The organism is Mesorhizobium sp. M0496 (genome assembly GCF_040321205.1).
In the GTDB taxonomy this organism is placed as follows: Bacteria; Pseudomonadota; Alphaproteobacteria; order Rhizobiales; family Rhizobiaceae; genus Mesorhizobium.
In genome coordinates, this window is the sequence record NZ_JAMYRC010000002.1 from 268,276 (window position 1) to 291,788 (window position 23,513).

Genomic DNA, 23,513 nt, shown 5'->3' on the forward strand with positions numbered 1-23,513 from the left:
TGGCTGTCAGCAGTCGAAGCCGTATTGATCGTGCATGTAGTCGGCTTCTTCCTTCGACATTTTCTTGAACATCACACAGACGGTGAAACTGCCGACCTGATGCCCGTCGCGTGTGTATCCCCAGTCGGAAATGTCGTCCCTGGTGAATTCTATGTTTTGGCCGAGAACGACGTTGTGCACTCCCTCCGGCTGGTTGGCCAGTATGCCGACAAATCCGGTCTCGGTGCGGCGGAACGGTATGACCCAGAAGTGTTCGGTGACGTTCCCGTCCCGCACCTTAACCTTCAATTTGAACCTGTCAGTGCCCGAGGGCGGCGCCACGGACAGTGCGAGGAAGTCGTCCAAGCCGGCGAGCGCCTGCGCGGTCGCCGCCGCCATGTCGGGATCGCCCGGGGTAAAGATAACCGTCTTGTCGTCGCCCGGATCCGCGCCTTGTGCGCCGGCCGATCCCGGAGCGAGCGCCAGCATCAGCATCAGGGATATCATGGTCTGGACTGTAAGCTTCATGGAAGGCCCCCCTTCATCGTAGAGGTTGACACCATCCTGCATCCGTTCCCGGTTTGCAACCGGAGCGCGAGTTTCATCCGCTTCGGAGTGGCGATTTGAACTTGTCCATGAAACAAAATGTGTATCGATGACCGGCCAGCGATCTGTTTCGTGATGCCGCCCGAGGTGGATTGCCGCGGCTGCGCCGTGATCGAAAGCCGCTTGCCACAATCCGGCTAAACGACTCTTTTCGCGAACAGAAGTGCGTTCGTTGGGAAAGCCGAAGCGGCTTGAAATGGTATCAGTCTCAGGCAATGTGTCGGAATTAAGCCTATGATATTGTTTGCGAAAATTCACCCAACGTGATTTGCGAAGGGGAGGCTTTCCGTTCCAGTTTCAGGCCGTTCGGTGCTGTCGTTTGCCAAGGCGGCGGCCCGGAAAAGTGAAACAGCACGGAGTGCTAACGATGAAGAAGACCCTCGCAACCACCGCTGCTCTGCTCGCCTTCCTCGGCACGGCCTATGCCGCGACCGTTCAGGGCACCATCCAGGCCGTCGACCCGACGACCAAGTCGATCACCCTCGACGACGGCAAGATCTACCAGCTGTCGCCGGAAGCGACGGTCGGGAAACTGAAAGTGGGCGCCAAGGTGGCGGTGACTGTCGATGACAAGACCGGCATGGTGACGTCGATCAAGAAGGCTTCGTAAGGCGTAGCGAGTCAGCAGATCTGTTGACGGAATTTTTCCCTGTCCCGGCCGGTCCCTTCGGGGATCGGCCATTTTCACAGTCTTTCACCCTTAACGCCAGGCGACCAGAGGTCTCCCGCTTGGATATCCCAGAGACGGCTGACGCAACGCCGTCCAGACAGCGCCGCTATGGTTTTTGCCAGGAAGCCACGCTATCCCTTGGCCAACGGGGGATATTCATGGCTGAGCAACAAAAAGGGTTTCGCCTGTCGCGGCGATTGCTACTGGGCGCGGCTGTCGTCGGCGGCGCGGTGCTGTGGGGCGGCACCACCGTGGCGCGGCTGGCGCGCGGGCCTTTGGGACCGAAGAACGCAGGCCGCATCGCCGATATCGACGGCATCGCGCTGCCGCTGAAGCCGCTGGAGAATGCGCCGGCGTTCGATCCTTCGCTGCCCTGGTCGGCAAAGGGCGGCGACATCAACGATGCCAGCGGCCTGTCGAGGACGCCGGTCTATGGCGTCGTCGAGGTCAGCGAGGAAGAACACATCGCCAACGCGCTGGCATTCGCGCGCGCCAATGGCTTGAAATTGTCTCTGGCCGCCATCCGTCATTCGATGGGCGGGCACGCCTTCGACGACAACGCGCTGGTTCTCGACCTCAGAAAATTCAACAAGGTGACCGTCGACGCCGTGGCGAAGACCGTGACGCTGCAGCCGGGTGCGCGCTGGCACGACATCCAGAACCTCTTGCATCCGCGTTTCGCGGTGAAGGCGATGCAGTCCACCGACATCTTCTCGGTCGGCGGCTCGCTGTCGGTCAACGCGCACGGCATGGACCATCAGGCGGGTTCGGTGGCGAGTTCGATCCGCTCGATGCGGGTGATGCTGGCGGACGGTTCGGTGACCACCTGTTCGCCCACCGAGAACACCGACCTGTTCCGCCACGTCGTCGGCGGCTACGGCCTGTTCGGCGTTGTGCTGGAGGCGACGCTCGATATCGTCGACAATGCCGTCTACCGGACCTCTCGCGAAATCATCAAATCCGACGATTTCCCGAAATTTTTTGCCGAGGTGCTGGAGCCGAACAGGACGATCGGTCTGTTTTACGGCCATCTGTCGACGGCGCCGGGCAATTTCCTCGAGGACATGATCGTCTACCGCTATGACAAGGTGGCCGACCAGCCGCCGGCGGACCAGCCTGGTATCGGCGAGCCGGGTTCGGTCGGGCTGAAGCGGGTAATCATCAACCTGGCGAAATGGGGCAGCCTGTTCCAGGAGCTGAAGTGGTTCACCGAAAAGACGCTGGAGCCGAAATTCGAGAGCTGCACGGTGGCGCGCACCTCAGCCATGGCCGAAGGCGAGGCCTGCCTCGTCACCCGCAACAACCCGATGCACGATTCAGTACCGTATCTGTTCAACGATCTTTTGGATGAGACCGACATCCTGCACGAATATTTTATTCCACGCGCCGCGTATGTCGAGTTCATCACGGAAGCCCGCGAGATCCTGCGCAACCAGTCGCTGCCGGTGCTCAACGCCTCGGTGCGCATCGTCCACAAGGAGGATGTCGCGCTGACCTACGCGCCGGAGCCTGCCTATTCGCTGGTGCTCTACATCAACCAGCCGACCGATGCCGACGGCAATGCCAGGATGCGGGCGCTGACCCGGGCGCTGATCGACGTGACGATCAAGCATGGCGGCCGGTTCTTCCTGCCCTACCAACTGCATTATACCGCCAGGGAGTTGCTGGCCTCTTATCCCGAGCTGCCGGCCTTCCTGGCGGCAAAGCGGCAATATGACCCGACGGAACTGTTTTCCTCGACCTTCTACCGTGCCATCAAGGCGCTGAGCGGGGTGGCATAAAAAGCAGGAGAACAACCCATGCGGATGGCATCGGCGGCGGCACTCACCCTCATTGCGCTGTGCGCTGGACCGGTCCAGGCCGAGGATATCAAGGCTTTCAAGCTGACGATCGACGGCGTGACCGTCGATATCGATCCCGGCGAGAGCACAAGCATGACGCTGCCCGGCGGCAGAAAGAGCAAGGTGAGGCTCGAGCGCAACGACTTCGCCACCTTTTCCGGCAGCGATTTCTCCTTCGTCCATCCGAGCGACATTTCGGTGACCAAGACCGATCTCGGCGATGATATCACGCAGTACCTGATGGCGTCGGCGCTGGGCACGATCGTCGTCGTGCAGGAATACGGCGAGATGAATCCGGTGTCGCTCAGCCAGCTGATGCTGCAGGAGATGACCAAGGAATCGGTGCAGGCCGGTGCTGAGTTGACGCAGCAGCCGACGACGCGCAAGCTCGCCGACGGCAAGGAATTGACCGGCATTCGCGCTCAGGTGAAGACACGCACCGACACGGCCGATTTCGAGATCGTCGGCTTTGGCGTTGCCGAACATGGGCTGTTGTTCATCACCCGAATTGCAGGCGAGGATGCGGCCACCGAAAAGCCGCTGATCGACAAGTTCTGGCAGAGCCTGAAGGTCAAGCTGTAGGAGATCAGGGTCGTGTCCCAGTTTGGATTTCGGCTGGGGGTCCACTCTTTTGCGTAACGGCGGCCCCAGTTATTCTGAAGACCCTGGGTTGGAGACCTTGCAGCATGGCGAAGCTCATTTTCAGAATGAACCAGTCCCTCGACGGCTATGTCGACCACCAGAAAATGCCGTCAGGCCCGACAATCTTTCGTCACTGGATAGAGCAAGTGCGCAACCTGAGCGGCAGTGTGTACGGTCGCGGCATGTACGAAGTCATGCGCTATTGGGACGAAGACAATCCAGAGTGGAGCGCGGAGGCGCATGAATTCGCGGCGGCGTGGCGGAGCCAACCGAAATGGGTTGTGTCGCGCTCGCTGAAGTCGGTCGGCCCCAACGCCACACTTGTCGCGGATGACGTCGAGGCGGTGATACGTGGGCTTAAGGCCCAACTCGCTGGGGAGATTTCAGTTTCTGGACCAAACCTGGCACGAAGCCTGACCGACCTTGATCTTATCGATGCGTACCAACTCTACTTCCATCCGTTCGTGCTTGGTCATGGCAAGCCATTCTTCGCCGGCCCCCGGCCGCCGCTTCGCTTTGTGGCTAGCGATCTGATTGGCGATGACGTGATCAGGTTAACCTATATTCCTGCCTAATCTCGGACACCCGGTGCGACGATAGGATGCCGCATGTTGCGGTCGTCAAACCTAGACGCTAGCCGGACTACAGTCCCTTCGGCACCAGTCCGGCCAGCCAGTTCACAGAGCGTCTCGCGGCATCGGCGGTCGCAGAGGCGGCGCGGCCGAGATCGGTCTTGACCACGGCATAACCGTTCTTCGTGCGATAGAGCACGCCAATTCCGCCATCGACCACTTGTTCATAGGCGACGGGCCGGGCGGCGTCGGCTTCCATGGCCGTCGTCGGCGAACCGACCGAGACGCTCGGCCGGTGGCTCAGTTCAGGCGGCAACGGGCTTTCGGTTCTGACAACGCGGCTGGCGGGCTTCAGTTCAGGGCGCGACGCGGTCGCGGCCAGCTGCGAGGAGGACGACGAGCCCTTGGTGCGGCAGATGCCGGAGACGAGCGGATAGTTGAAATTGCGCTCGTGCAGCATCTGGCTTTTCATCGCCGCTTCGCACTCGGCGACGGTCGACCACTTGGCCGGCGTCTCGCCGATATATTCGCAAAGCTTGGCGTCGCAGTCGCAGCCGACGATGGTCATGGCGACAAGGGCGGTCTTGATCACGGTCTCGTCCCTTCGAGATGGCTCCCTGGCAGCCCATTCGCATGTCATGATCCCAAAACCGGTTTCCGCTTTTGGGCGACATGCAACATTCCATCGCGCGCGAACAAGGCGGGATTTGGCCGCGATTGTGGAATGAGCGTGGCGGGGCGCTCGCGATAGCCGATCTTTGCGGAAAGTGGCCGGATCGTCTCAGTAGTCATAGACATGTTCGAGCCTGGCGCCCGACTTGATCAGCGCCGGCAGCACGAGATGCAGCTTGCGTACGGCGACAACCATGCCGGTGCGGCGCGTTCCCGGATCGGCCGGCAGAGGATAGCTGAACAGGATGCGCATGCCTTCGGGGATGGCAATCGAGTCAGTGGAGAGCATGGTGATCATGATCTCGTCGTTGCCGCCGATCTCGACGAAGGAGACGCCCTTGTCGATCAGGCGCGGGATCATGTCGGTGAACACCTGATAGCGCTTGGTGACGAAGATGGCGCCGTCGGCACCCATGTCGCGTTCGAGCAAGGTGTCCGGCTCGTCGCGTGTGGCTTCACCGACCGGCCCCTTGGCCCAGACATGGATATCGAGAAAGGCCGGGTTCGTCGTGGCGGCGAGTGCCTTTTTGATCAGGTCGGCATAGGCCTGCTTGATGGTGTCGGCGAGGCTGAATGCCAGCTTGCGTTCGCTGGTGCGGATGGAGCTGTCGCCCGGCGCTGGCTGCACGGCAAACAGGCCGGCGCGCTTTTCGGCATAGGGGAACTGGTACCACGGCACCTGATCGAGGAAGGCGGCATAGTCGGCCGCCACCTTGGCCTGATAGATGTCGGCAGCGGTTCGCTTGGCTGATGTCGCCTCGGTGATGCGGCCGACGGTGTTTTCATAGGCCCACTGCAGGATATGCTCGATCGAGTGGCTGGTGCCGATGATGACCAGCATCTGGTGGTTGGCGTAGTTGAACTTGTAGGGAGAGCTGGCGCGGATCACCATGGCGTAGTCCTGCCAGAAGCGTCCGACATAGGACCAGTAGGGGAAGCCGCTCGGCTGGTCCTTGTTGACGAAGCCGGCATATTCGCGTGCGGCGTAGACGATCGCCCATTCCGGGTAGGTGAGGAAGGTCGATTCCTCCGGCCGCTGGTAGCCGGGAATCTCGGCGCGGACCTTGTCGGCCAGCGCCTTGGGCGGAGCGCCGTCGGCAATGCCGGGCAGCGGCGTCTTGTCGAGCGACGACGTGGTCAGGAAGCCATAGCTCAGCCCGGCGATCGGGATGAGAATGACGATGACGATCAGCCAGAGGATCGTCTTGATGATACGCTTCAGCCAGCGAAACAGGAACATGCCCGATCAGGCCGTGGCGAAGTGGTCGTGTATGCGCTTTGCCAGCCAAAAGCCGACATAGACGGCGAAGCCGCCAATGACGATGTGCGGCAGGTTGGCGAAGAAGCGGGCCGGAAATTCGATGTCGTTGAGGGAGCGGAAGCCGTTGATGAAGATGCCGGCATCGAGGCAGCCGGAACCGGTGATCAGCCCGAGCACGCCGTCGAACAGGTAGACCGAACCGAACAGCTTGAAATAGAACACCGCCTGGCGGTGCGAGATGAAGGCTGCGGCGAGCGCCCAGACGCCGGAGAAGGCGTGCAGCAGGTCGTCATACCATTGCAGCGAGAACAGGCCGAACAGATTGCCGTTGGCATCGTTGAACGCCGGTATGTAGCCGATGGCGACGACACCGAAAAACAGGAAGGCATAGGCAACAGCAAGCTTCTGGATCAGCGTCATGAAGTATCCCCCTCCGAGTGACGCCGAACGTTAGCTGATTTTACCGCCGGTTGCAGCCCCAACCGAAAACACCGTAAAAATATGGGGACAAAAAGACAGTCGGCGCCGGGATTTCTCCCAGCGCCTCCCTGTCAGATCAGGACACGGTCGCGGCAGCAACTTCCGTAAAGTCGTCGCGCCTTGCCGGCCTTGATTTTGACGGTCCTGCCAGTCCGCCACCCGAAAGCAGCGTCCGTTCGGGACCACGCCGGTCGCCACCCTTGCGAGCTTTGCCCTGCGCACCATCGAAGGTTTTTGCCGTCCTTCATGGCAGCATCGGTCCGCCGTCGGCGTTGGCACGCTTTCCGCGGCCCCGTAGGTTTCGGCTCCGTCCCTCGAAACAGGCAAGCCTGCTCTCGCTTCGGGCCGTACGGGCCTCAGGAAATCCGCCTTTCACTTCGCCTTTCGGCTGGGCGATCGGTAGCCGCCTGAGATGGGTTTAACGTACGCCGGGTAAGGGTCTTGGGGAATGGCCCAGGGCCTGTGGATAGCGGGATTATCGGGGATCATTGCCGCATTTGCCGGTCACGCCGAAAACAGGACAGCGCGTTTCGCCACTTGCTCCGCCGGCGGGCGCGAGCTTCAATGCCGGCAAAGGATCGAGCGCTGCTTGCTCGGCGCTGGGGGAGGGTGCGTATTGAAAGTCGGGGTGGTTCTCAATCCGATTGCCGGTGGCGGCCGGCTGAAACGGCATTGGCCTGATGTCGCCGCGTCGCTGAAAAAGCATTTCGGCGAATTCGAGCTGCGCGAGACGCAGGCCGAAGGTGATGCCGAAAGGCTGGCGCTCGATCTTGCGGCTGAAGGTTTCAATCTGGTGATCGCGGCCGGTGGTGACGGCACCGCCAGCGAAGTGGCCGATGGCCTGCTGCAGGCATTCCAGGAGACCGGCCGGACGACCGAACTCGGCCTCTTGCCGTGCGGCACCGGCATCGATTTCGCGCGCGGCCTCGGCCTGCCGAAAGAGGTGGATGCGGTGCTGAAGCGGATCGCCGAGGCCAAGGCTCGCAAGGTCGATGCCGGGCGCATCTGCTACATCGACGATCATGGCGCGCTGGCCAGCCGCCACTTCATCAACATCGCCAGCCTGGGCCTGTCCGGCGCCACCGATCGTGCCGTCAATGCCGACAAGCGCAAGGGCAGGATGTCGGCCAAGGCGCTGTTCCTGTGGCGCACCGTGGTCGAGTTCATCCGCTACCGCTTCCAGGACGTCAGGATCACCGTCGACGAAGGCGCCCCGGTCGAGGCGCGCATGGCGCTGGTGGCGGTGGCCAATGGAAAATTCTTCGGCGGCGGCATGATGATCGCGCCGGATGCCGAACTGACCGACGGGCAGTTCGACATCGTCATCCTGCGCGCGGCCGGCAAGCTGAAGCTGATCTGGGACATCCGCCTGCTCTATGGCGGCCGGCACCGCGACCATCCTGACATCACCATCCTGCGCGGCAGGAAGGTGGTGGTCGAGCCGCTCGGCGATGTGCAAGAGAATGGCGCGCTGGTCGACATAGACGGCGAGTCGCCCGGACGCATACCCGCGACCTTCGAGATCCTGCCGGGTGCGCTGACGCTGAGATACTGAATCCAGCCGTTGACAGATTGATTCAGATGGATCCGCCGATCCATACAACGCCCTGAAATCGTTCGATATATAGCTGGCGTCAGAGTTCGAGTTTGGCCGGGAAACCAGGTGCGCGCAGGTCGGTGCCAACGGCATCTTCCAGCAATTTGACGATCTGGGTCGACCAGGCGCCGCCGCCATAGGCAGCCTTGCCCTGCTCAAAAATCGCGCTGACGCGTGTGGCGAGGTCGAGCGGCACACCTGACTGCTCGCCCATGGCGAGCGCGAAGCCGAGGTCCTTCAGCGCCAGGTCCATGGTGAAGCCGATGTCGTAGGAGCCGTTGAGAATGAGCTGGCTTTCGGTCTCGTGGACGAAGCTGTTGCCGGAGGAAGCAACGATGGCGTGGTAGGACTGGGCGAGGTCGAGCCCACCTTGCTTGGCCAGCATCAATGCTTCGCCGGCGGCGACGAGATGGATGAAGGCCAGCATGTTGGTGATGACCTTGATCACCGCCGCCGAGCCGATTGGTCCCATCAGGAACGACTTCGCGCACATCGCTTCGATCGCCGGGCGATGACGCTCGTAGAGTGCTGGATCACCGCCGACCAGTGCGGTGATCTTGCCGGCCGCCGCCAGATGCACGCCACCGGTGACCGGGCATTCCAGTGTCTCGACGCCCTTGGCCGAGGCGAGGGCGGCGAGGCGAAGAATCTCGTCGCGGCCATTGGTCGACATCTCGATCCAGGTGCCGCTCCGGGGCAGCTCTTCGAGCAAGCCGCCGGGGCCGGCCAGCACCGCTTCGCTGACCTTCGGCGAGGGCAGGCACGTAATGGCGTTGCCGGCCCGTGCCGCCGCGTCGGCCGGGCTATTCGCTGCCGCTGCCCCAAGCGCAACGAGGCGCTCGACAGCAGTGGGATCACGGTCGAAGACAATGACGGCAAAGCCGTTGCGGATCAGGCTGGCGGCAAGGTTGCCGCCGAGATGGCCAAGGCCGATGAAGGCGTAGCTTTCGCTCACGGCATCAGCGGCGTCTGCATCATCTGCAGATGCAGGTCCTTGCCGGTGTAGGGATGAGCGTCACAGACCGCTTCGTTGAGCTCGACGCCGAGGCCGGGCTCCTTCGACGGGATGACGTTGCCGTCCTGCCACTCGATCTTCTTCTTCAGCAGCGTGGCGTGGAAACCGTCCCACTGCTTCAAGGATTCGAGGATGAGGAAGTTGGGCAACGTCACCGCCAACTGGATGTTGGCGGCACCGACGATCGGTCCGCAATAGCAATGCGGTGCGATCTGGATGTGGTAGGCCTCGGCCATGGCGGCGATCTTCTTGGTTTCGAAGATGCCGCCGGAGCGGCCGAGGTCCGGCTGCAGGATGGTCGCGGCGCGGTTCTCGATGACGCGGGCGAATTCGAATTTGGTCGTCAGCCGCTCGCCGGTGGCGATCGGGATCGACGTGCCGCGGGCGACCTGCGCCATCACCTCGGGCATATCCGGCGGCACCGGCTCCTCGAACCACAAGGGATCATAGGGCTCAATGGCGCGCGCCATGCGCAGCGCGCCCGACGCCGTGAACTGGCCGTGCGTGCCGAACAATATGTCGGCGCGGGTGCCGACCGCCTCGCGGATCGCCTTGATCATGCGGGTGGAGACATCGATGTCGATAAGGCGCGGCTGGTGGCCGTCGAAGGCGGTGTAGGGGCCGGTCGGGTCGAGCTTGACCGCGTTGAAACCCTGCTCGACATATTCGAGCGCACAGGCCGCCGCCATTTCGGGGTCGTTGTAGACGTTCCTGCCGTGCGGTGCGTCCTCCGAATGGACACTGCCGGTGTGCGGATAGAGATAGGTGTAGGTGCGCAGCGTCTCGTGCACCTGGCCGCCGAGCAGTTTGTAGACCGGCTTGTTGGCTTCCTTGCCGATGATGTCCCAGCAGGCCATTTCCAGCGCCGAGAAGCAGCCCATGCCGGACACGTCGGGGCGCTGGGTGAAGCCGGAGGAATAGGCACGGCGGAAGAAGTTCTCGATGTCGTGCGGATCGCGGCCGACGAGGTAGCGCTCGGCCATGTCCTCGATCATTTTCGCCGTGACATGGGCGGAAAAGGTGGCGTTATAGGCCTCGCCATAGCCGACGACGCCGCCATCGGTGGTCAGCTTGACGAAGATGAAATACTTGCCGCCGATGCCGGGTGGCGGGTTGCCGACTACCCAGGTCTTGACGTCGGTGATCTTCATTCTTGGTCCTCCAGAACCAGTTCGGCGCCCTTCCAACCGGTCATGATCGAGGCGGCGTTGGTGTTGCCGGTGATGTTGTCGGGAAAGATCGAGGCGTCGATGATGCGCAAGCCTTCGACACCGTACACCTTGAGACGCGGATCGACGACGGCGCGCGCGGGATCAGGCCCCATGCGGCAGGTCGACACCGGGTGATAGACGGTGCCGGAGCGCTTCCTGAAATCCTGGACTAGGTCGGCGTCCGAGGTGATTGATGGACCGGGCAGCACCTCTTCCTCGATGATCTCGGCCATTGCGGGCATCGAGGCGATCTTGCGCACGAATTTCACCGCCGCCAGCATCTCTTCGACATCGGCATTGGTGGAGTAGGCATTGGCGACAATTTTGGGGTAGTCGCGCGGATTGCTGGAGCGGATCATGATCTCGCCACGGCTCGACGGGCGGCAGTTGGACAGGCCGATGGAGAAACCCGGCCACGGGTCGGGCGTCAGGATCGGGCGTTCGCCGCTTTTTGGAATGACGGTCGAGAAGGCCTGGAAATAGAGCTGCATGTTGGGGCGGCTGGCCGCCGGGTCGGTGCGGAAGAAGCCGCCGGCATTGTTCATCGACAGCGACAGCGGGCCCGAACGCGTCAGGATGTATTGCATGCCGACCAGCAGCTTGCCCCACCAGGGGCGCAGCGTCTGGTTAAGCGTCGGCAGCCGGCCCTTGAAGGTGTAGTTGATGCCGACATGGTCCTGCAGATGAGCGCCGACATTCTCGTTGGCGTGGACGACGGGAATGCCCAGGCTCCCAAGAAGGGCGGAGGGGCCGACCCCGGACAGCTGCAGCAATTGCGGCGAGTTGACCGAACCACCCGACAGGATGACCTCGCGGCCGGCGAGCACCGTCTTCGTCTCGCCGTTCTGCAGATATTCAACGCCAACGGCGCGCTTCCCCTCGAACAACACCCTGGTCGCCAGTGCATTCATCTCGACGCGGACGTTGGCGCGTTTCATTGCCGGGCGCAGGAAAGCGCGCGCCGCCGACATGCGGCGGCCGTCGCGGGTCGAGATCTGGTAGATGCCGACGCCTTCCTGGGCGGCACCGTTGAAATCCTGATTGAACGGCAGGCCGGCCTGCTGGCCGGCGGCGAGATAGCGCTTGGTCAGCGGATGGACGGCGTTCGAACAGTCGGTGACATGCAGCGGACCGCCCGTGCCGCGCCATGCATCAGCGCCGGCCTGGTTGTCCTCGAGCGCCTTGAAGGCGGGCAGCAGGTCGTCATAGCCCCAGCCGGGATTGCCGGCGGCCGCCCAGGCATCGAAATCCTCACGCGCGCCCCTGATCCAGACCATGGCGTTGATCGAACTCGAACCGCCGAGCAGCTTGCCGCGCGGCCAGTGGTCGGCATTGCCGGCGAGGCCCGGGTCCGGCTCGGCCTTGTAGTTCCAGTTGACATCAGGATCGAAGAAGGTCTTGCCGTAGCCCAGCGGCATCTGCACGTAGAAGCGGCGGTCGGTGCCGCCGGCCTCCAGCACCAGCACCGAAAAGCGCCCCGACGCCGACAGTTTATCGGCCAGGACCGAGCCGGCCGAGCCGGAGCCGACGATGATGAAATCATAGGTCTGCATGATGGGTCTGGTTGGCTCCGGAAATCTGGCCGCAGCCTAGACGTGACAGGTTGACCGCGTCGCCGCGCCATCCGGCATCAGTTGTGAAAAAAGCGACCGTCGAACTGGTCGGGTTTGCGGGGATTCCCGACAATCGCGCTTGATATGCACCGGCTCGACGGCCTATGCGATGGCATTATTTTGGCGCATGATTTTTTCCGAAAAGTCTGCAGCTTTTCGGAATCGTGCTCTGGCCAATCTGCGGAAGGCAGGAAATCATATGCGGACCCTTCCTGACGCGTTCATTCCCGAACTGCCGGGCCACTACAGCGGCAAGGTCCGCGAAAACTACGATTTGGCGAACGGCAGGCGCATCATCATCGCCACCGATCGCCTCAGCGCCTTCGACACCATCCTGACTTCGATCCCATACAAGGGAGAGATCCTCACCCAGACGGCTCGGTACTGGTTCGAGGAAACCGCCGATATCTGCCCGAACCATGTTCTCGAATACCCCGACCCAAACGTCGTCGTCGGCACAACGCTCGACATCCTGCCGGTCGAGATCGTCGTGCGTGGTTATCTGGCGGGAACCACCAGCACCTCGATCCTGACCAGGTACCGGCGCGGCGATCGGGAGATGTATGGTATGCGCCTGCCGGACGGCCTGCGCGACAATGAAAAACTGATTGAGCCGATCATCACGCCGACCAGCAAGGCTTCGCATGGTGGTCACGACGAGCCTCTGTCCAAAGCCGAGATCCTTGAACAGGGCCTGCTCACGCCGGCGCAGTGGGATACCGTATCGGACTATGCCTTGCGGCTGTTCGCCCGCGGCCAGCAGCGCGCCGCCGAGCGCGGCCTCATCCTCGCCGATACCAAATATGAATTCGGCACCGACAAGAACGGGACCATCATTCTCGCCGACGAAATCCATACGCCCGACAGCAGCCGGTACTGGATTGCGGCGAGCTACGAACAGGCGCTCGCCAGCGGCAGCAGGCCGGAGAGCTTCGACAAGGATTTCATCCGCTCGTGGGTCTCGGCCCGGTGCGATCCTTACAAGGACCCCATACCTGAAATACCGGACGAGATCGTCGAACAGGCTTCGCGGGTCTATGCGCAGGCCTATGAGGCGATCACGGGCAAGGAATTCTCTCCCGACCTTTCCGGGGACAGCGTGCTCGATCGCATTCGCTCGAACCTTGAGCGTTATTTTTAGCAGTCACGTGAGCCTTCGCCGGGGGCAGTCGGGCTGTGGTCGCGTTGACCTGTCGGCGCCATGACGTTACGGGATCGAGGGCAACCGGTCTCGAAGGATTTTCCCCATGGTGCACTACGCGGATGGACGGCCGATCGGAGACCTGACGCTGCGCACGCTGGCCATGCCTTCGGATGCCAATGCAGCCGGCGACATCTTCGGCGGCTGGGTGATGGCGCAGATGGACCTGGCCTGCGGCATCCGCGCCGCTGAGCGCGCCAAGGGCCGGGTGGTGACGGCGGCGGTCAAGGAAATGTCTTTCGCCAAGGCGATGAAGATCGGCGACACGCTGTGCATCTACACCCATGTCGAGCGCGTCGGCCGCACCTCGATGACGCTCAAGGTCGAAGCCTGGGCGCAGCGCTACCTCTCCGATCTGATGGAAAAGGTCACTCATGCCGATTTCGTCATGGTGGCGTTGGACGGCGAAGGCAAGCCGAAAGCGGTTCCCGCCGAAGGCTGACGGAAGCCGGTTCTTCCAAGCTTAGTCATTTGTAACACCGCCTGTAACATCGCCCATGCGGGGGACGCGTTTTCGCGACATCCAATGGTTGCCTCCTGGCCCGATTCTGCGGGCGTTGGGGGAGAAACAATGCGTCAACATATGCTGAACAGCTGGCTTGTGGCAGCCTTGGTCGCGGTGGCCTGCCTGCTTGGCGTAACCGCCTATGCCGCAGTCAAAGAAGACCTTCCGTCCACCACCTGCTTGCATGGCAATGTGGGCGTTAGGGAGCCAGCCGCGACATGCACGATCTGCAGCCCGGCGCCTTGCGAGGGCATGGCGCCAAGAACCTGAAATGGTTGTCTTTGGTATGCGATTGTCGTCGTCAGAGTGGCGCGTGCGTTGGTCGGCCTCAGGCACCCAAGACAAAATTGCGGGGCCTCGCTTAGAGAAGCGCGAAGTTCATTTGTCGACGGGCAATTTCGCTCACCGCGAAACTCCGGATTCCTTGCCATGCAAGGGTCTCAGGCATGCACACTGTCGAATTTTTCACGTGCCGCTCTAACGCGTGTAGTGTTCTTGCGCGCCCATTCGCCCAGCGCACTGACCGGAATCAGCAACTCGTGACCGAGCTCGGTCAGCTCATAGTCGACACGCGGCGGAATGGTCGGAAATACGGTGCGGGTGACGAAGCCGTCGCGCTCCAGCCCGCGCAAGGTGGTGGTCAGCATCTTCTGTGAAATACCGCCGACGGCTGCGCGCAACTCGTTGAAGCGCAGCGGTCCGTCGCCCAACTTGCCGACGACCAGAACGGTCCATTTGTCGCCGACGCGCTGCAGGATTTCCGAGATGGCGCGACAGTCCTCGGTGCGGTGCGGGTGCCTCAGTAACAAAAAGGTGCCTCCTTGCGTCTCGAGTTGACAGTATCTCATATAGCGCCGGTATCCAAACGATACCAGTACTGCAAGGAGAGCCCTTCATGTCCAAACCCAAAATCGCCATTGTCATCGGTTCGACACGCGCCGCGCGTTTCGCCGATGTGCCGACCGAATGGATCGCCAAGATCGCCAAGTCACATGCCGACATCAACGTCGAAGTCGTCGACCTGCGCGACTTCCCGCTGCCTTTCTTCGACGAGGTCGCATCCTCTGCCTGGGTGCCGTCGACGAATGAAGTGGCACAGCGCTGGCAGAAGAAGGTCGCCGAATTCGATGGCTTCATCTTCACCGCCGCCGAATACAATCATGGTCCGACGGCGGTGCTGAAGAACGCCATCGATTACGCGGCCAATGAGTGGAACAAGAAGCCGGCCGGCTTCGTCGGCTATGGCAGCGTCGGCGGCTCTCGCGCCGTCGAACAGCTCCGCCTTCATGCGGTCGAATTGCAGATGGCGCCGGTCAAGTCCGCCGTCCATATCGCCTGGGGCGATTTCCTTGCCGTCCGCCAGGGCGAGAAGAAGCTGGAAGATCTCGAGCATCTGAACCAGGCCGCGACCGCGCTGGTCAACGACGTTGCGTGGTGGGCCAAGGTACTCAAGGCAGCGCGCCAGGCCGACGCCGTCGCCGAGGAAGTCAAGGCGGCCTGACCGCCGGTTTGAATTATCCTCCCAAGGATCCGGGGCGGCGCTTGCGCCGCCCTTTTCAATTGTCAGAGGCGTGCGCCTCCCGCGCCTGTCTTGACCGGATGATGCGATCGGCGAGAACGAGCGTAACGCGGGGGGATTATGAATTTGAGGCCACCTCGGACGACGCCTGTCGTCCATGCCAGTGTTGTCCAAACTCCGGCGCCAGACATATCCCTACCCTGGCGTTTTCTCGCGGGTTGGCGTTCCAGTGACCGTATCTCGTTGCGGTTTCCATGACGTGCCGCAGAGCCGCTTCGGAGGGAGGGACAGGTGGCGCTCCAGCCACGACCGGCGTGCCGATTTCCTTGAAAAATTTGGCCATCCTGGAAGTCGTGACGATGTTTGAGACCGCCGGCTGATGGGACAGGTTTCGAAAGGCGTGCATGGCCATGCCCGGCACATGGAAAATATCGCCGGGCTTGATGCGGATCCAATCGAAGAGCACGGCCGATCCTGAAAGCCCTTCCAACTCACCGGAAACGTGGATGAAGGTCTCGAGATCCGGATGGCTGTGAAGCGGCACGATCACGCCGGGCGGAATTGTGCCCCGCATGAGGCACGGGGAATTGTCTTCCTCCCCAGGTTCGGTCAGGAACTGGATCGTAGGTCCCATGATGTCGATGGCCTGGACGCCATGCGGATCGACAATATGGCCGAGTTGGCCTGATATCATGCGGTTTTCCGAAAATGCTGGTTCCGGCATTCCATATCTCCTTCGGTTGAGCAGCCTCTGTCAGCGCTGTCGCGTCTCTCGGAAGATCGCCGTCGTTTTCCGCCACAGTCCCGGCTGACGAAGCTGGATCAATCGGACGATATTGATGGGCAGAAGCACCGTGTGCAGCAGGAGCACGGGCGCAAGCCGCTCGAGAAATCCGTAAGCCATGAACAACACATTGCTGGCGATGGCGAAGCAGCGCAGCGGAAACATCTCGGTGACGCAGAAAGAGGCGAAGACGGCAAGTGACGCCGCATAGCCGATGGGTTCGATCCATTGGGTCATGCCAGGCTCCAGTCCTCGCGACGCGCGGTCTATTTCGGCACTGTCGTCCAGGCGCCGACAAAGGGTGGCAACATGATGCATGCGTTGTGCTGGATGGCTTCCTCTCGCAGCCGCTCGGCCAGCGTATCGATGGCGATCTCTGCCGGGGTGGCAACGCCGACCTGCTCGGTCATTGGCAGGAGGCTGCGCACAACGCCGGAGAGATAGTCGTAGACGAGGGAATGCGGGCCACCTTCAGTTCGGCTTGACGCGATCATCTGGGGCGCCGGCAGTCCGGCGGCGACAAACGTGGCGAACAGCTTGCTACCCATCTCGAGTTCGAACCCCGCCCGATCGAAAGTGCCCATGATCCATTCGATGCACCGGCGAAATTGTGGCCCGTCGGGATTGCTCCTTGCCATCGGCATGACCAGTTCCTGAAAGGCGACGACGCCGCCCGGGCGCAGATGCCGGCACAGCCGCCGCAGCGTCTCGGCAGGATCGGGCAAATACATCAGCACCAGGCGACCGATCACGGCGTCGAAGGTGCCCTCCGGCGAGAACGTTTCGATATCGGCTATCGCAAACCGCATCCAATTGGATTGCCCGGCCTCGGCTGCGCGGCGTTGCGCGATGGCGACGGCATCCGCCGAGCGGTCGATGCCGAGCACCTTGCCAGAGGACCCGGCCAGCCTCCCGGCGATCAGCGACACGTCGCCGACACCGCAGCCGATGTCGAGCACGCGCATGCCTTCCTCGATGCCGGCCCGCCGCATCATGTCCTCGGTCAGATCGCTGAAGAATTCTCCCTGTTTCTGCAGCCGCATGAATTCACCCTCGGAATAGCCCAGAGCATAAGGGCGCGAGTCTGTGCGGGTTGCGGAGTGGCCGTTCGGCTGCTGCGGATCGAAATTGGGATCGTTCATCTCATTCTCCTTTCGGGTATCGGCCGCTCGAGGCGCGGCTACTTGCGCCCCACGATCATCGAATGGGAGCTTGTCAGGGGCGCGTGGCGCACGTCGCCAAAGCCGGCGCAGCGCATCCATCCGGTTGCGTCGGCGTGGGTGTAGTCGAAGCCGCCGCGTGTCCCGACCAGCATGTTGAGGCTCATCAGCAGGCCGGCGGCGTTCTCGCGCCGCTCGTCGTCGATCATCTGGTCATAGACGATGAGCGCGCCGCCGTTCGGAAGCGCCGCAAATGCCTTGGAGAGGAGTTCTTGCTTCACTTTCAGGCCCCAGTCGTGGAGGATTTGTCCCATCACCAGGACATCGGCCGACGGCAGTGGTTCGCTGAAGAAATCGCCCGCATGGAATCGGAGCCGATCCTCGACGCGGCGAGATTGTACATAGGCCTCGAACAGGGGCTGCATTTTCGGCAGATCGAAGCCGCCGCCGGTGAGGTGCGGATGAGCCTTGGCGATCTCGACCGCGGCCGCTCCCTCGGCGGCGCCGACATCGATGAACGTTCGATAGTCGGTCCACGGAAAACACTGTGCGAGTGCCGTCGCGACGGGGAGGCTGGAACCGGTCATTCCTTGCGCGAACCGGGCCAGCGAAGGCGGGTCGGAATAGGCGAAGTCGAACAGGTCCTGGCCGTCCTTGATCCCGCTGTGCGGTTCGCCCGTCCTCAGTGCTTCGGTCAGCGAATTCCACACCGGATAGACCATCGTATCGGCCAGCCGAAGTATCCCGCCGATGTAGGAAGGCTTGCTTCGATCGAGATAGAAATCCGTCTCCGGCGTGTTGCTGTAGATACCGCTGCATCGATCTATCATTCCCAATGCGACGAGTGCATCGAAGAAATCGCGCGCGCCTCGCTGATGCAGCCCGAGGCGCTGTCGCAGCGTTTCGCCATCGAGCGGCGCCACGGCAAGATGGGAAAAGAGATCGAGTTCGACGGCGCTCAGAAGCGCCTTCGCGCCGCGAAAACCGAAGCCCAGCCGCATGATGCGATCGGGCGACGGCTCGACGGCTTTCGCCTGCTCCGCGGTTTCCGCCCTCACTGCCGCACTGATGCTTGCGTCCATGTCCTTTCTCCTCATTCGGGCAAACAGCCTGATAAATCCGATAACAGGCATTCGGCGTCGCGCTTTTCAGCCGCGCCACGGTGAAAGCACGATAGGGGATGCCGGCTGGTGGCTCTTGGGCAGGAGCGAACGGAGTTTTGGGGAAAAGTGAACTCCGTCCCGATGGGGGAACCGGTGGGCCCATTCGGCGTTTGACCGGCAATGGACAAGATAGCGTCGGGGTGGACTGAAGGCATGAGCGCGGCGCAATTCTGGCAGAGCGGCCGTGGAGAGCCTGATGACATCCAATGAAATCACCTCGTTCCGTTTCTCGACGAAAAATCTCCCGCCACGACAACGGCTACTGAGATGGAACGAAACCTTCGGCCGCCCGGTGGCGCGGCGCGTGCTTGCTCCTCCGTGGTCATCCGATGGCCAGTTCCATGTCGAGATGGCGGGTTACACGCTGGGCAGCGCCAATATCTCGGACAACAGCCAGGGCATCAGCGTCATGCGGATGACAGTGACCGCGGGGGGCGAGGCCCATCGAACCCGCGAACTTCTGTCCGATGGCAATGACGACGTCATCCTGCATGTCCACGAGGTTGGCCAGCGTGTCGTCTCTCAACTCGGCCGGGAGGCAACCGTGGAACCCGGCGCCGGCCTCCTCTCGTCCAACGCCGACACCAGCAGGATGGTCTTGCCGGGGCCGGCGCGGTTCTCAAGCGTTGCAGTGCCACGCAAGCTGTTGACGGCGCGGGCTCCTGGCGTCGAGGACGCGTTCTTACGGCCACTGCCGCCCGACGCGAGTGTGCTGCGACTGCTGGTGCGATATCTCGATATTCTTGAAGACGAGCGCGCGCTGAGCACACCGGAATTACAGCATGCTGTCGCGACGCATATTCAAGATCTCTGCGCCCTGGCGGTCGGAGCGACGCGTGACGCCGCTGAGATAGCAAAGGGGCGCAGCCTGCGGGCCGCGCGGCTGCGCATGCTCAAGGCCCATATCGCAGAAAATCTCGGGGACGGAGATCTGTCGGCCGCCACGCTGGCACGTTGTCAAGGCGTTACGCCGCGCTACATCCACAAGCTGTTCGAGACCGAAGGCACGACATTGTCGAAATTCGTGCGCGGCCAGCGTCTCGCCGAGGTTCACCGTAGGTTGGCCGACCCGCGCCATGCCGGTCTGACGATCGGCGCTATCGCCTACAGCGCCGGCTTCGGCGATCTGTCGACGTTCAACCGCGCGTTTCGCCAGCATTTCGGGGTGAGACCTTCGGAGGTGCGCAGAGAATCGAGCCGTGAAGCATATCTGGTGCCTGACCGGCTCGCTCGCTGAGACATGATGTCGGGCAGGGTTGAACCAATGACAGATCTCGAATCGAAAGAATTTGTGCTCGCAGGCGTCGTCATGAAGCAACTGGTTTCCGGCAAACAGACGGAAGGTCTGCTTTGTCTCCTCGAAAACAGAAGTGACGGGCAGACGAAGACGCCGATCCATGTTCATGCGAACGACGACGAGACGGTCTACGTCATCGAAGGGCAGTTGACCGCGATTGTGGATGGCGAGCCGAAAACGCTGTCGGCGGGCGAGAGCATGTTTTTGAAACGCGGCGTACCGCACCAGCTCATGAACCCTGGCAATCAGCCAGTCCGCTACATCCTGGTAGGCACGCCAAGCGGATTCGAGCAGTTTCTCGCCGAAGGTGGCCGCGAACTGCGTGAGGGAGAGGTGGCCGGGCCGCCGTCACCCGCCGATATCGAACGGCTCAAGGTAGCCGCGCCGAAGTTCGGGATTACGCTTCTGCGCGACTGGCCGGCAAGAGAATGACTGGCTTCGCAATAGAGGCTGGCATCCGCGGGGGAAGCGCACGGCACGACGAGATCGCATCCAGCCTCGCCGGCGCGCAGCAAGAGTGCCGGCACATGGTGGAAGAGTGCTGCACGGCGCGGCGAAGCGCATCGGCTGCTGGAAGAGCGCCGCTCGACGGGGAAAGTGGTGCTGGTGCCTTGGCGCCGCGGCGGACGTGACGTCAATCGGGATTGGACCTCCATATGCGCGGTCCTGCCATCTGGTCCCGCCCTTTGCCTTGAGATATCCGGCTGCAATCCGTCACATGAGTGTAGCCGTGAAGACATCCAGCCTGACCGGCGCCGTTTCCCCGATGATCCCGGTGCTCGTATGCGCGCTCGCGATCTTCCTGCTGTCGGGGATGGATGCGGCGATGAAGACCCTGGTCATTGCCGTGGGCGTCTACAACACGGTGCTGTGGCGCAGCATGGTCGCGACTGTCGTCGCGGGTGCGGCCTGGTCGGCGGGGCCGCGCTCGAAGCCAACCCTTCCGGTGCTGAGGCTGCATGCGCTGCGTGCCGCAATTGTCGGCATCGTCCTGATATCCTTCTTTTGGGGGCTCGCCAGGCTTCCGCTCGCGGAAGCGATTGGGCTCAGCTTCGTCGCGCCCTTGTTTGCGCTCTTCCTCGCCGCGCTGCTGCTGGGCGAACGAATCCGCCGGCAGGCTGTCTGGGCATCGCTGGCCGGTATCGCCGGCGTCGCGATCATCATGGCCGGCCAGTTCGGGCAGGCAAGCTATTCGCAGGATGCCATGCTCGGCACGGCAGCGGTGCTCGTATCGACGGTGTTCTACGGCTACAATCTGATCCTTGCCCGGCAACAGGCGCAGTTGGCCAAGCCAATCGAGATCATGTTGTTCCAGAACCTTTTCGTTGCGATCATCCTCGGCCTCGCAGCGCCGTGGCTCGCCGTCGCCCTGCCGGCCGATCTTTGGCTTCCGCTGGCCGGGGTGACGGTACTGTCGCTAGCCGGCCAATTCCTGATGAGTTGGTCCTACGCCCGCGCCGAAGCGCAATATCTGATCCCGACGGAATACTCGGCCTTCATCTGGGCGGTAGCACTTGGCTGGTTCTTCTTCGGCGAGGAGGCGACCTGGACCACGCTGACTGGAGCATGCCTGATCGTCGCCGGCTGCCTGATCGCCGCGCGGGCAAATCCCAGGCTTGCCGAGCCAATCGAGGCGGCGGTTTGAGGACGCAAGTCGTCCCGCCAGGGAACCCCATCGGGTCACGCCGGCGCGTCATTCCGGAAGACCGGCCTTGCGGAAGCCATCGACGAAATGCTCCTGCATGGCGGCGTCGCGAAACGGCTCCGTCATGACCCAGTGGCGGGTTGTGAAATGCGGGTTGCTGATGAGGAACATTTCGACCTCCGCGCGCGCCTCGTCGAGCCGTCCGAGTTGCGCAAGGCTTGCCGCAAGGAAACGGCGTGAGCTTGTGCGATAGGTCTCGTCCCTGCGCAGTGTCTCGATGGCGGCTTCGTACTCGCGCGCCGCGTATTGCGCAGCGCCGAGCGTCAGATAGTACCAGCTTGCCGGAAACGGGTTCAGCCGGAACGCCTTGCGAATGTGCTCAAGGCCCTCTTCGACTTGCCCGGCCAGGACCGCGATGTCGGACAATGTTGCCCAGGCGTCGGCCTCGTTCGGGTCGAGCTCGAACGCCTTGGCGAATTCCGCATCCGCCTCGGCGAAGCGGCGTTCATAGGCTAGCAGGTTGGCAAGGACCCAGTGGCAGCCGGCATCGTTGGGATCGATCGCCACGGCCTTGCGCGCCAGCTCCAAAGCAAGGCTACGGTTTGGTTCAATGGGTTCGCCCCAATGCACCCATCCCATCCAATGGTTCATGGCAAGCCAGCGATAGGCCTCGGCATATTCCGGATCGAGCGATACCGCGCGCGTGAGCATGAGATGCGCTTCTCGCGCCGTCTGCGGCGAATCATCGATCAGCTTGCGCGCCCTCACGCAGAGGTCGTAGGCCTCGAGATTTTGGGGCCGATTGCGCGGCAGCGGCGCGCGCAGCCGGCCAAGCAACGCCTCGACGATCTTGGCCGTGACCTCGTCCTGAACGGCAAAGATATCCTCCAGGCTGCGATCGAAGCGTTCCGCCCATAGATGTTCGCCGCTCACCGCATCGACCAGCTGGGCGTTGATGCGCACGCGATCCGCGGCACGTCTTGCGCTGCCCTCAAGCAGGTAACGCACGCCAAGATCCCCGGCGATCTCGCGCACGTCCATCGCCTTTCCTTTGTAGGCAAAGGTCGAGTTGCGAGCGATGACGAATAGGCCGGAGATCCTGGACAGGTCGGTGATCAGGTCCTCGGTCAACCCATCCGCGAAGGAATCCTGCTCGGGATCGTTGCTGAAATTGACGAAGGGCAGCACGGCTATCGACGGTTTGTCGGGCAGCGGCAGAGATTTTCGCTTCGCGCTGCCGAGCTGTTCGACGACTCCCGTGAAGCGGTAGCCGACGCGCGGAACGGTGGATATCCATTCACCGCCCCCATCACTGCCATCCCCGGGCGGGCCAAGCAGCTTGCGCAGCTGCGCGATCTGGACGGTGAGGTTGCCTTCCTCGACGGCCGTGCCCGGCCACGCCGCGTCCATCAACTCGGCCTTCCCCAAGATTTCGCCGGGCCGTCCGACGAGCGCCGCAAGCAGACTTAGCCCGCGGTAGCCAACGGCAACGGGGACATCGTTCCGAAGCAGCGTTCCCGCACTCGGATCAAGCACGAACGGACCAAAGGCAAAACGCGATCCCTGCATAGGGCGCATCTATAGAGCAATTCCAGGAAAAGTGTGAAACGGTTTTCCGTCCGGAATTGCGTCAAAACAAAGAGTTAGAGCAGTTTGCCGGTTCCGTGAACCGGTGAACTGTTCTAGCCGGTTTGGAAGTTTTGAGAACTATTTGGGAGGGCTTAATTACGGCGCCGTTCGTATCGCGCAGAATTCAACCTCTTTCGAGAGCCCTCCGGCCCTCAAACCATATGGAGGTTGCCATGACCAAGACCCTTGCATCGGCCCCGCATTGTGTAGCGCGGCCGGGAACGCCCGTGGGGCCGGCGTCGCGTCGGCTTCTGACGATCCTGCGAAGCATTGTCGAGACCTTGCGCGAGCGGACCTGGCGCGAGCGGGTACGCTTTCGCTGGCAACTCAGGCAAATGTCGAAGGACAATCCCCATTTGATCGACGATATCGGTCTGACGATACGGCAGGTCGAGGGAGAGATCGCCAAGCCCTTCTGGGAACGATAGAGCGAATGCGGCACATCGCGTCG

At 62.2% G+C, this 23,513-nt stretch carries 25 protein-coding genes; 12 read left to right on the top strand and 13 right to left on the bottom strand.

From position 1 onward, the window contains the following. Positions 1-6 precede the first annotated feature (6 nt). On the bottom strand, positions 7-843 hold the full coding sequence (locus tag NKI73_RS04510; RefSeq protein WP_352627648.1) for a YegJ family protein: 837 nt from the start codon (positions 841-843) through the stop codon (positions 7-9). A 109-nt stretch (positions 844-952) separates the two neighbouring features. On the opposite strand from NKI73_RS04510, the gene NKI73_RS04515 reads away from it, so the two are divergent. From NKI73_RS04515 to NKI73_RS04530, 4 genes are all read left to right on the top strand, one after another. Continuing rightward, a complete protein-coding gene (locus tag NKI73_RS04515) occupies positions 953-1,195 on the top strand; it encodes a DUF1344 domain-containing protein (RefSeq protein WP_140745412.1) in 243 nt (80 codons plus the stop codon). A 218-nt stretch (positions 1,196-1,413) separates the two neighbouring features. Then, positions 1,414-3,036, top strand: coding sequence for an FAD-binding oxidoreductase (locus tag NKI73_RS04520; protein ID WP_352627649.1), 1,623 nt, complete (start codon positions 1,414-1,416; stop codon positions 3,034-3,036). Between the two features lie 18 nt (positions 3,037-3,054). Beyond that, a complete protein-coding gene (locus NKI73_RS04525; RefSeq protein ID WP_352627650.1) occupies positions 3,055-3,678 on the top strand; it encodes a hypothetical protein in 624 nt (207 codons plus the stop codon). 104 nt (positions 3,679-3,782) lie between these two features. Beyond that, complete coding sequence (locus NKI73_RS04530) at positions 3,783-4,313, top strand: dihydrofolate reductase family protein (RefSeq protein ID WP_352627651.1); 531 nt, start codon at positions 3,783-3,785, stop codon at positions 4,311-4,313. A gap of 67 nt (positions 4,314-4,380) precedes the next feature. Here the strand turns inward: NKI73_RS04530 and NKI73_RS04535 are convergent, their stop codons facing one another. The 3 genes from NKI73_RS04535 to NKI73_RS04545 form a co-directional block, all read right to left on the bottom strand. Next, positions 4,381-4,902 (bottom strand): hypothetical protein, encoded by a 522-nt coding sequence (locus tag NKI73_RS04535; RefSeq protein ID WP_352627652.1) that lies wholly within the window; start codon positions 4,900-4,902, stop codon positions 4,381-4,383. Positions 4,903-5,091: 189 nt separating this feature from the next. Continuing rightward, complete coding sequence (locus NKI73_RS04540) at positions 5,092-6,222, bottom strand: hypothetical protein (RefSeq protein ID WP_352627653.1); 1,131 nt, start codon at positions 6,220-6,222, stop codon at positions 5,092-5,094. Between the two features lie 6 nt (positions 6,223-6,228). Next, positions 6,229-6,663, bottom strand: coding sequence for a DUF4383 domain-containing protein (locus NKI73_RS04545; protein WP_352627654.1), 435 nt, complete (start codon positions 6,661-6,663; stop codon positions 6,229-6,231). Between the two features lie 676 nt (positions 6,664-7,339). Here NKI73_RS04545 and NKI73_RS04550 point away from each other — a divergent pair. Continuing rightward, positions 7,340-8,278: a diacylglycerol/lipid kinase family protein gene (locus tag NKI73_RS04550; protein WP_352627655.1), complete on the top strand. Its 939-nt coding sequence runs from the start codon at positions 7,340-7,342 to the stop codon at positions 8,276-8,278. Positions 8,279-8,357: 79 nt separating this feature from the next. Here the strand turns inward: NKI73_RS04550 and NKI73_RS04555 are convergent, their stop codons facing one another. Genes NKI73_RS04555 through NKI73_RS04565 form a run of 3 tightly spaced genes read right to left on the bottom strand, consistent with a single transcriptional unit; the run spans position 8,358 to position 12,099 of the window. Then, positions 8,358-9,275, bottom strand: a complete 918-nt coding sequence (locus NKI73_RS04555; protein WP_352627656.1) for an NAD(P)-dependent oxidoreductase — start codon at positions 9,273-9,275, stop codon at positions 8,358-8,360. Beyond that, on the bottom strand, positions 9,272-10,486 hold the full coding sequence (locus tag NKI73_RS04560; RefSeq protein WP_352627657.1) for a mandelate racemase/muconate lactonizing enzyme family protein: 1,215 nt from the start codon (positions 10,484-10,486) through the stop codon (positions 9,272-9,274). Before NKI73_RS04560 ends, NKI73_RS04555 begins: the two co-directional genes overlap by 4 nt. After that, positions 10,483-12,099: a GMC family oxidoreductase gene (locus NKI73_RS04565; RefSeq protein ID WP_352627658.1), complete on the bottom strand. Its 1,617-nt coding sequence runs from the start codon at positions 12,097-12,099 to the stop codon at positions 10,483-10,485. The genes NKI73_RS04560 and NKI73_RS04565 overlap by 4 nt, the downstream gene beginning before the upstream one ends. Positions 12,100-12,358: 259 nt before the next feature. Between NKI73_RS04565 and NKI73_RS04570 the strand changes: the two genes are divergently transcribed. After that, positions 12,359-13,300: a phosphoribosylaminoimidazolesuccinocarboxamide synthase gene (locus tag NKI73_RS04570; protein WP_352627659.1), complete on the top strand. Its 942-nt coding sequence runs from the start codon at positions 12,359-12,361 to the stop codon at positions 13,298-13,300. Positions 13,301-13,406: 106 nt separating this feature from the next. Beyond that, the gene (locus NKI73_RS04575) at positions 13,407-13,802 is read left to right on the top strand and encodes an acyl-CoA thioesterase (protein ID WP_023761257.1); all 396 of its coding nucleotides are present in this window, start codon (positions 13,407-13,409) and stop codon (positions 13,800-13,802) included. A 503-nt stretch (positions 13,803-14,305) separates the two neighbouring features. Here the strand turns inward: NKI73_RS04575 and NKI73_RS04580 are convergent. Beyond that, positions 14,306-14,674, bottom strand: a complete 369-nt coding sequence (locus NKI73_RS04580; protein ID WP_352627660.1) for a winged helix-turn-helix transcriptional regulator — start codon at positions 14,672-14,674, stop codon at positions 14,306-14,308. 86 nt (positions 14,675-14,760) lie between these two features. Here NKI73_RS04580 and NKI73_RS04585 point away from each other — a divergent pair, with 86 nt between their 5' ends. Next, the gene (locus NKI73_RS04585) at positions 14,761-15,366 is read left to right on the top strand and encodes an NADPH-dependent FMN reductase (RefSeq protein WP_352627661.1); all 606 of its coding nucleotides are present in this window, start codon (positions 14,761-14,763) and stop codon (positions 15,364-15,366) included. 136 nt (positions 15,367-15,502) lie between these two features. Here the strand turns inward: NKI73_RS04585 and NKI73_RS04590 are convergent, their stop codons facing one another. The 4 genes from NKI73_RS04590 to NKI73_RS04605 form a co-directional block, all read right to left on the bottom strand. After that, positions 15,503-16,018: a cupin domain-containing protein gene (locus NKI73_RS04590; protein ID WP_352627662.1), complete on the bottom strand. Its 516-nt coding sequence runs from the start codon at positions 16,016-16,018 to the stop codon at positions 15,503-15,505. A 120-nt stretch (positions 16,019-16,138) separates the two neighbouring features. Beyond that, positions 16,139-16,405 (bottom strand): cyclic nucleotide-binding protein, encoded by a 267-nt coding sequence (locus NKI73_RS04595; protein WP_352627663.1) that lies wholly within the window; start codon positions 16,403-16,405, stop codon positions 16,139-16,141. A gap of 29 nt (positions 16,406-16,434) precedes the next feature. Further along, positions 16,435-17,310: a class I SAM-dependent methyltransferase gene (locus NKI73_RS04600; RefSeq protein WP_352627664.1), complete on the bottom strand. Its 876-nt coding sequence runs from the start codon at positions 17,308-17,310 to the stop codon at positions 16,435-16,437. 38 nt (positions 17,311-17,348) lie between these two features. After that, on the bottom strand, positions 17,349-18,410 hold the full coding sequence (locus NKI73_RS04605) for a methyltransferase (RefSeq protein WP_352627665.1): 1,062 nt from the start codon (positions 18,408-18,410) through the stop codon (positions 17,349-17,351). 265 nt (positions 18,411-18,675) lie between these two features. Here NKI73_RS04605 and NKI73_RS04610 point away from each other — a divergent pair, with 265 nt between their 5' ends. From NKI73_RS04610 to NKI73_RS04620, 3 genes are all read left to right on the top strand, one after another. Further along, positions 18,676-19,728, top strand: a complete 1,053-nt coding sequence (locus NKI73_RS04610; RefSeq protein ID WP_352627666.1) for a helix-turn-helix domain-containing protein — start codon at positions 18,676-18,678, stop codon at positions 19,726-19,728. 27 nt (positions 19,729-19,755) lie between these two features. Beyond that, positions 19,756-20,220 (top strand): cupin domain-containing protein, encoded by a 465-nt coding sequence (locus tag NKI73_RS04615; RefSeq protein ID WP_352627667.1) that lies wholly within the window; start codon positions 19,756-19,758, stop codon positions 20,218-20,220. Positions 20,221-20,506: 286 nt separating this feature from the next. Beyond that, a complete protein-coding gene (locus tag NKI73_RS04620) occupies positions 20,507-21,433 on the top strand; it encodes a DMT family transporter (protein WP_352627668.1) in 927 nt (308 codons plus the stop codon). A gap of 48 nt (positions 21,434-21,481) precedes the next feature. Here the strand turns inward: NKI73_RS04620 and NKI73_RS04625 are convergent, their stop codons facing one another. Continuing rightward, on the bottom strand, positions 21,482-23,011 hold the full coding sequence (locus NKI73_RS04625) for a winged helix-turn-helix domain-containing tetratricopeptide repeat protein (RefSeq protein WP_352627669.1): 1,530 nt from the start codon (positions 23,009-23,011) through the stop codon (positions 21,482-21,484). A gap of 224 nt (positions 23,012-23,235) precedes the next feature. Here NKI73_RS04625 and NKI73_RS04630 point away from each other — a divergent pair, with 224 nt between their 5' ends. Next, entirely contained in the window at positions 23,236-23,490 is a 255-nt protein-coding gene (locus tag NKI73_RS04630; RefSeq protein ID WP_352627670.1) for a DUF1127 domain-containing protein, read from the top strand. Positions 23,491-23,513: the final 23 nt, after the last annotated feature.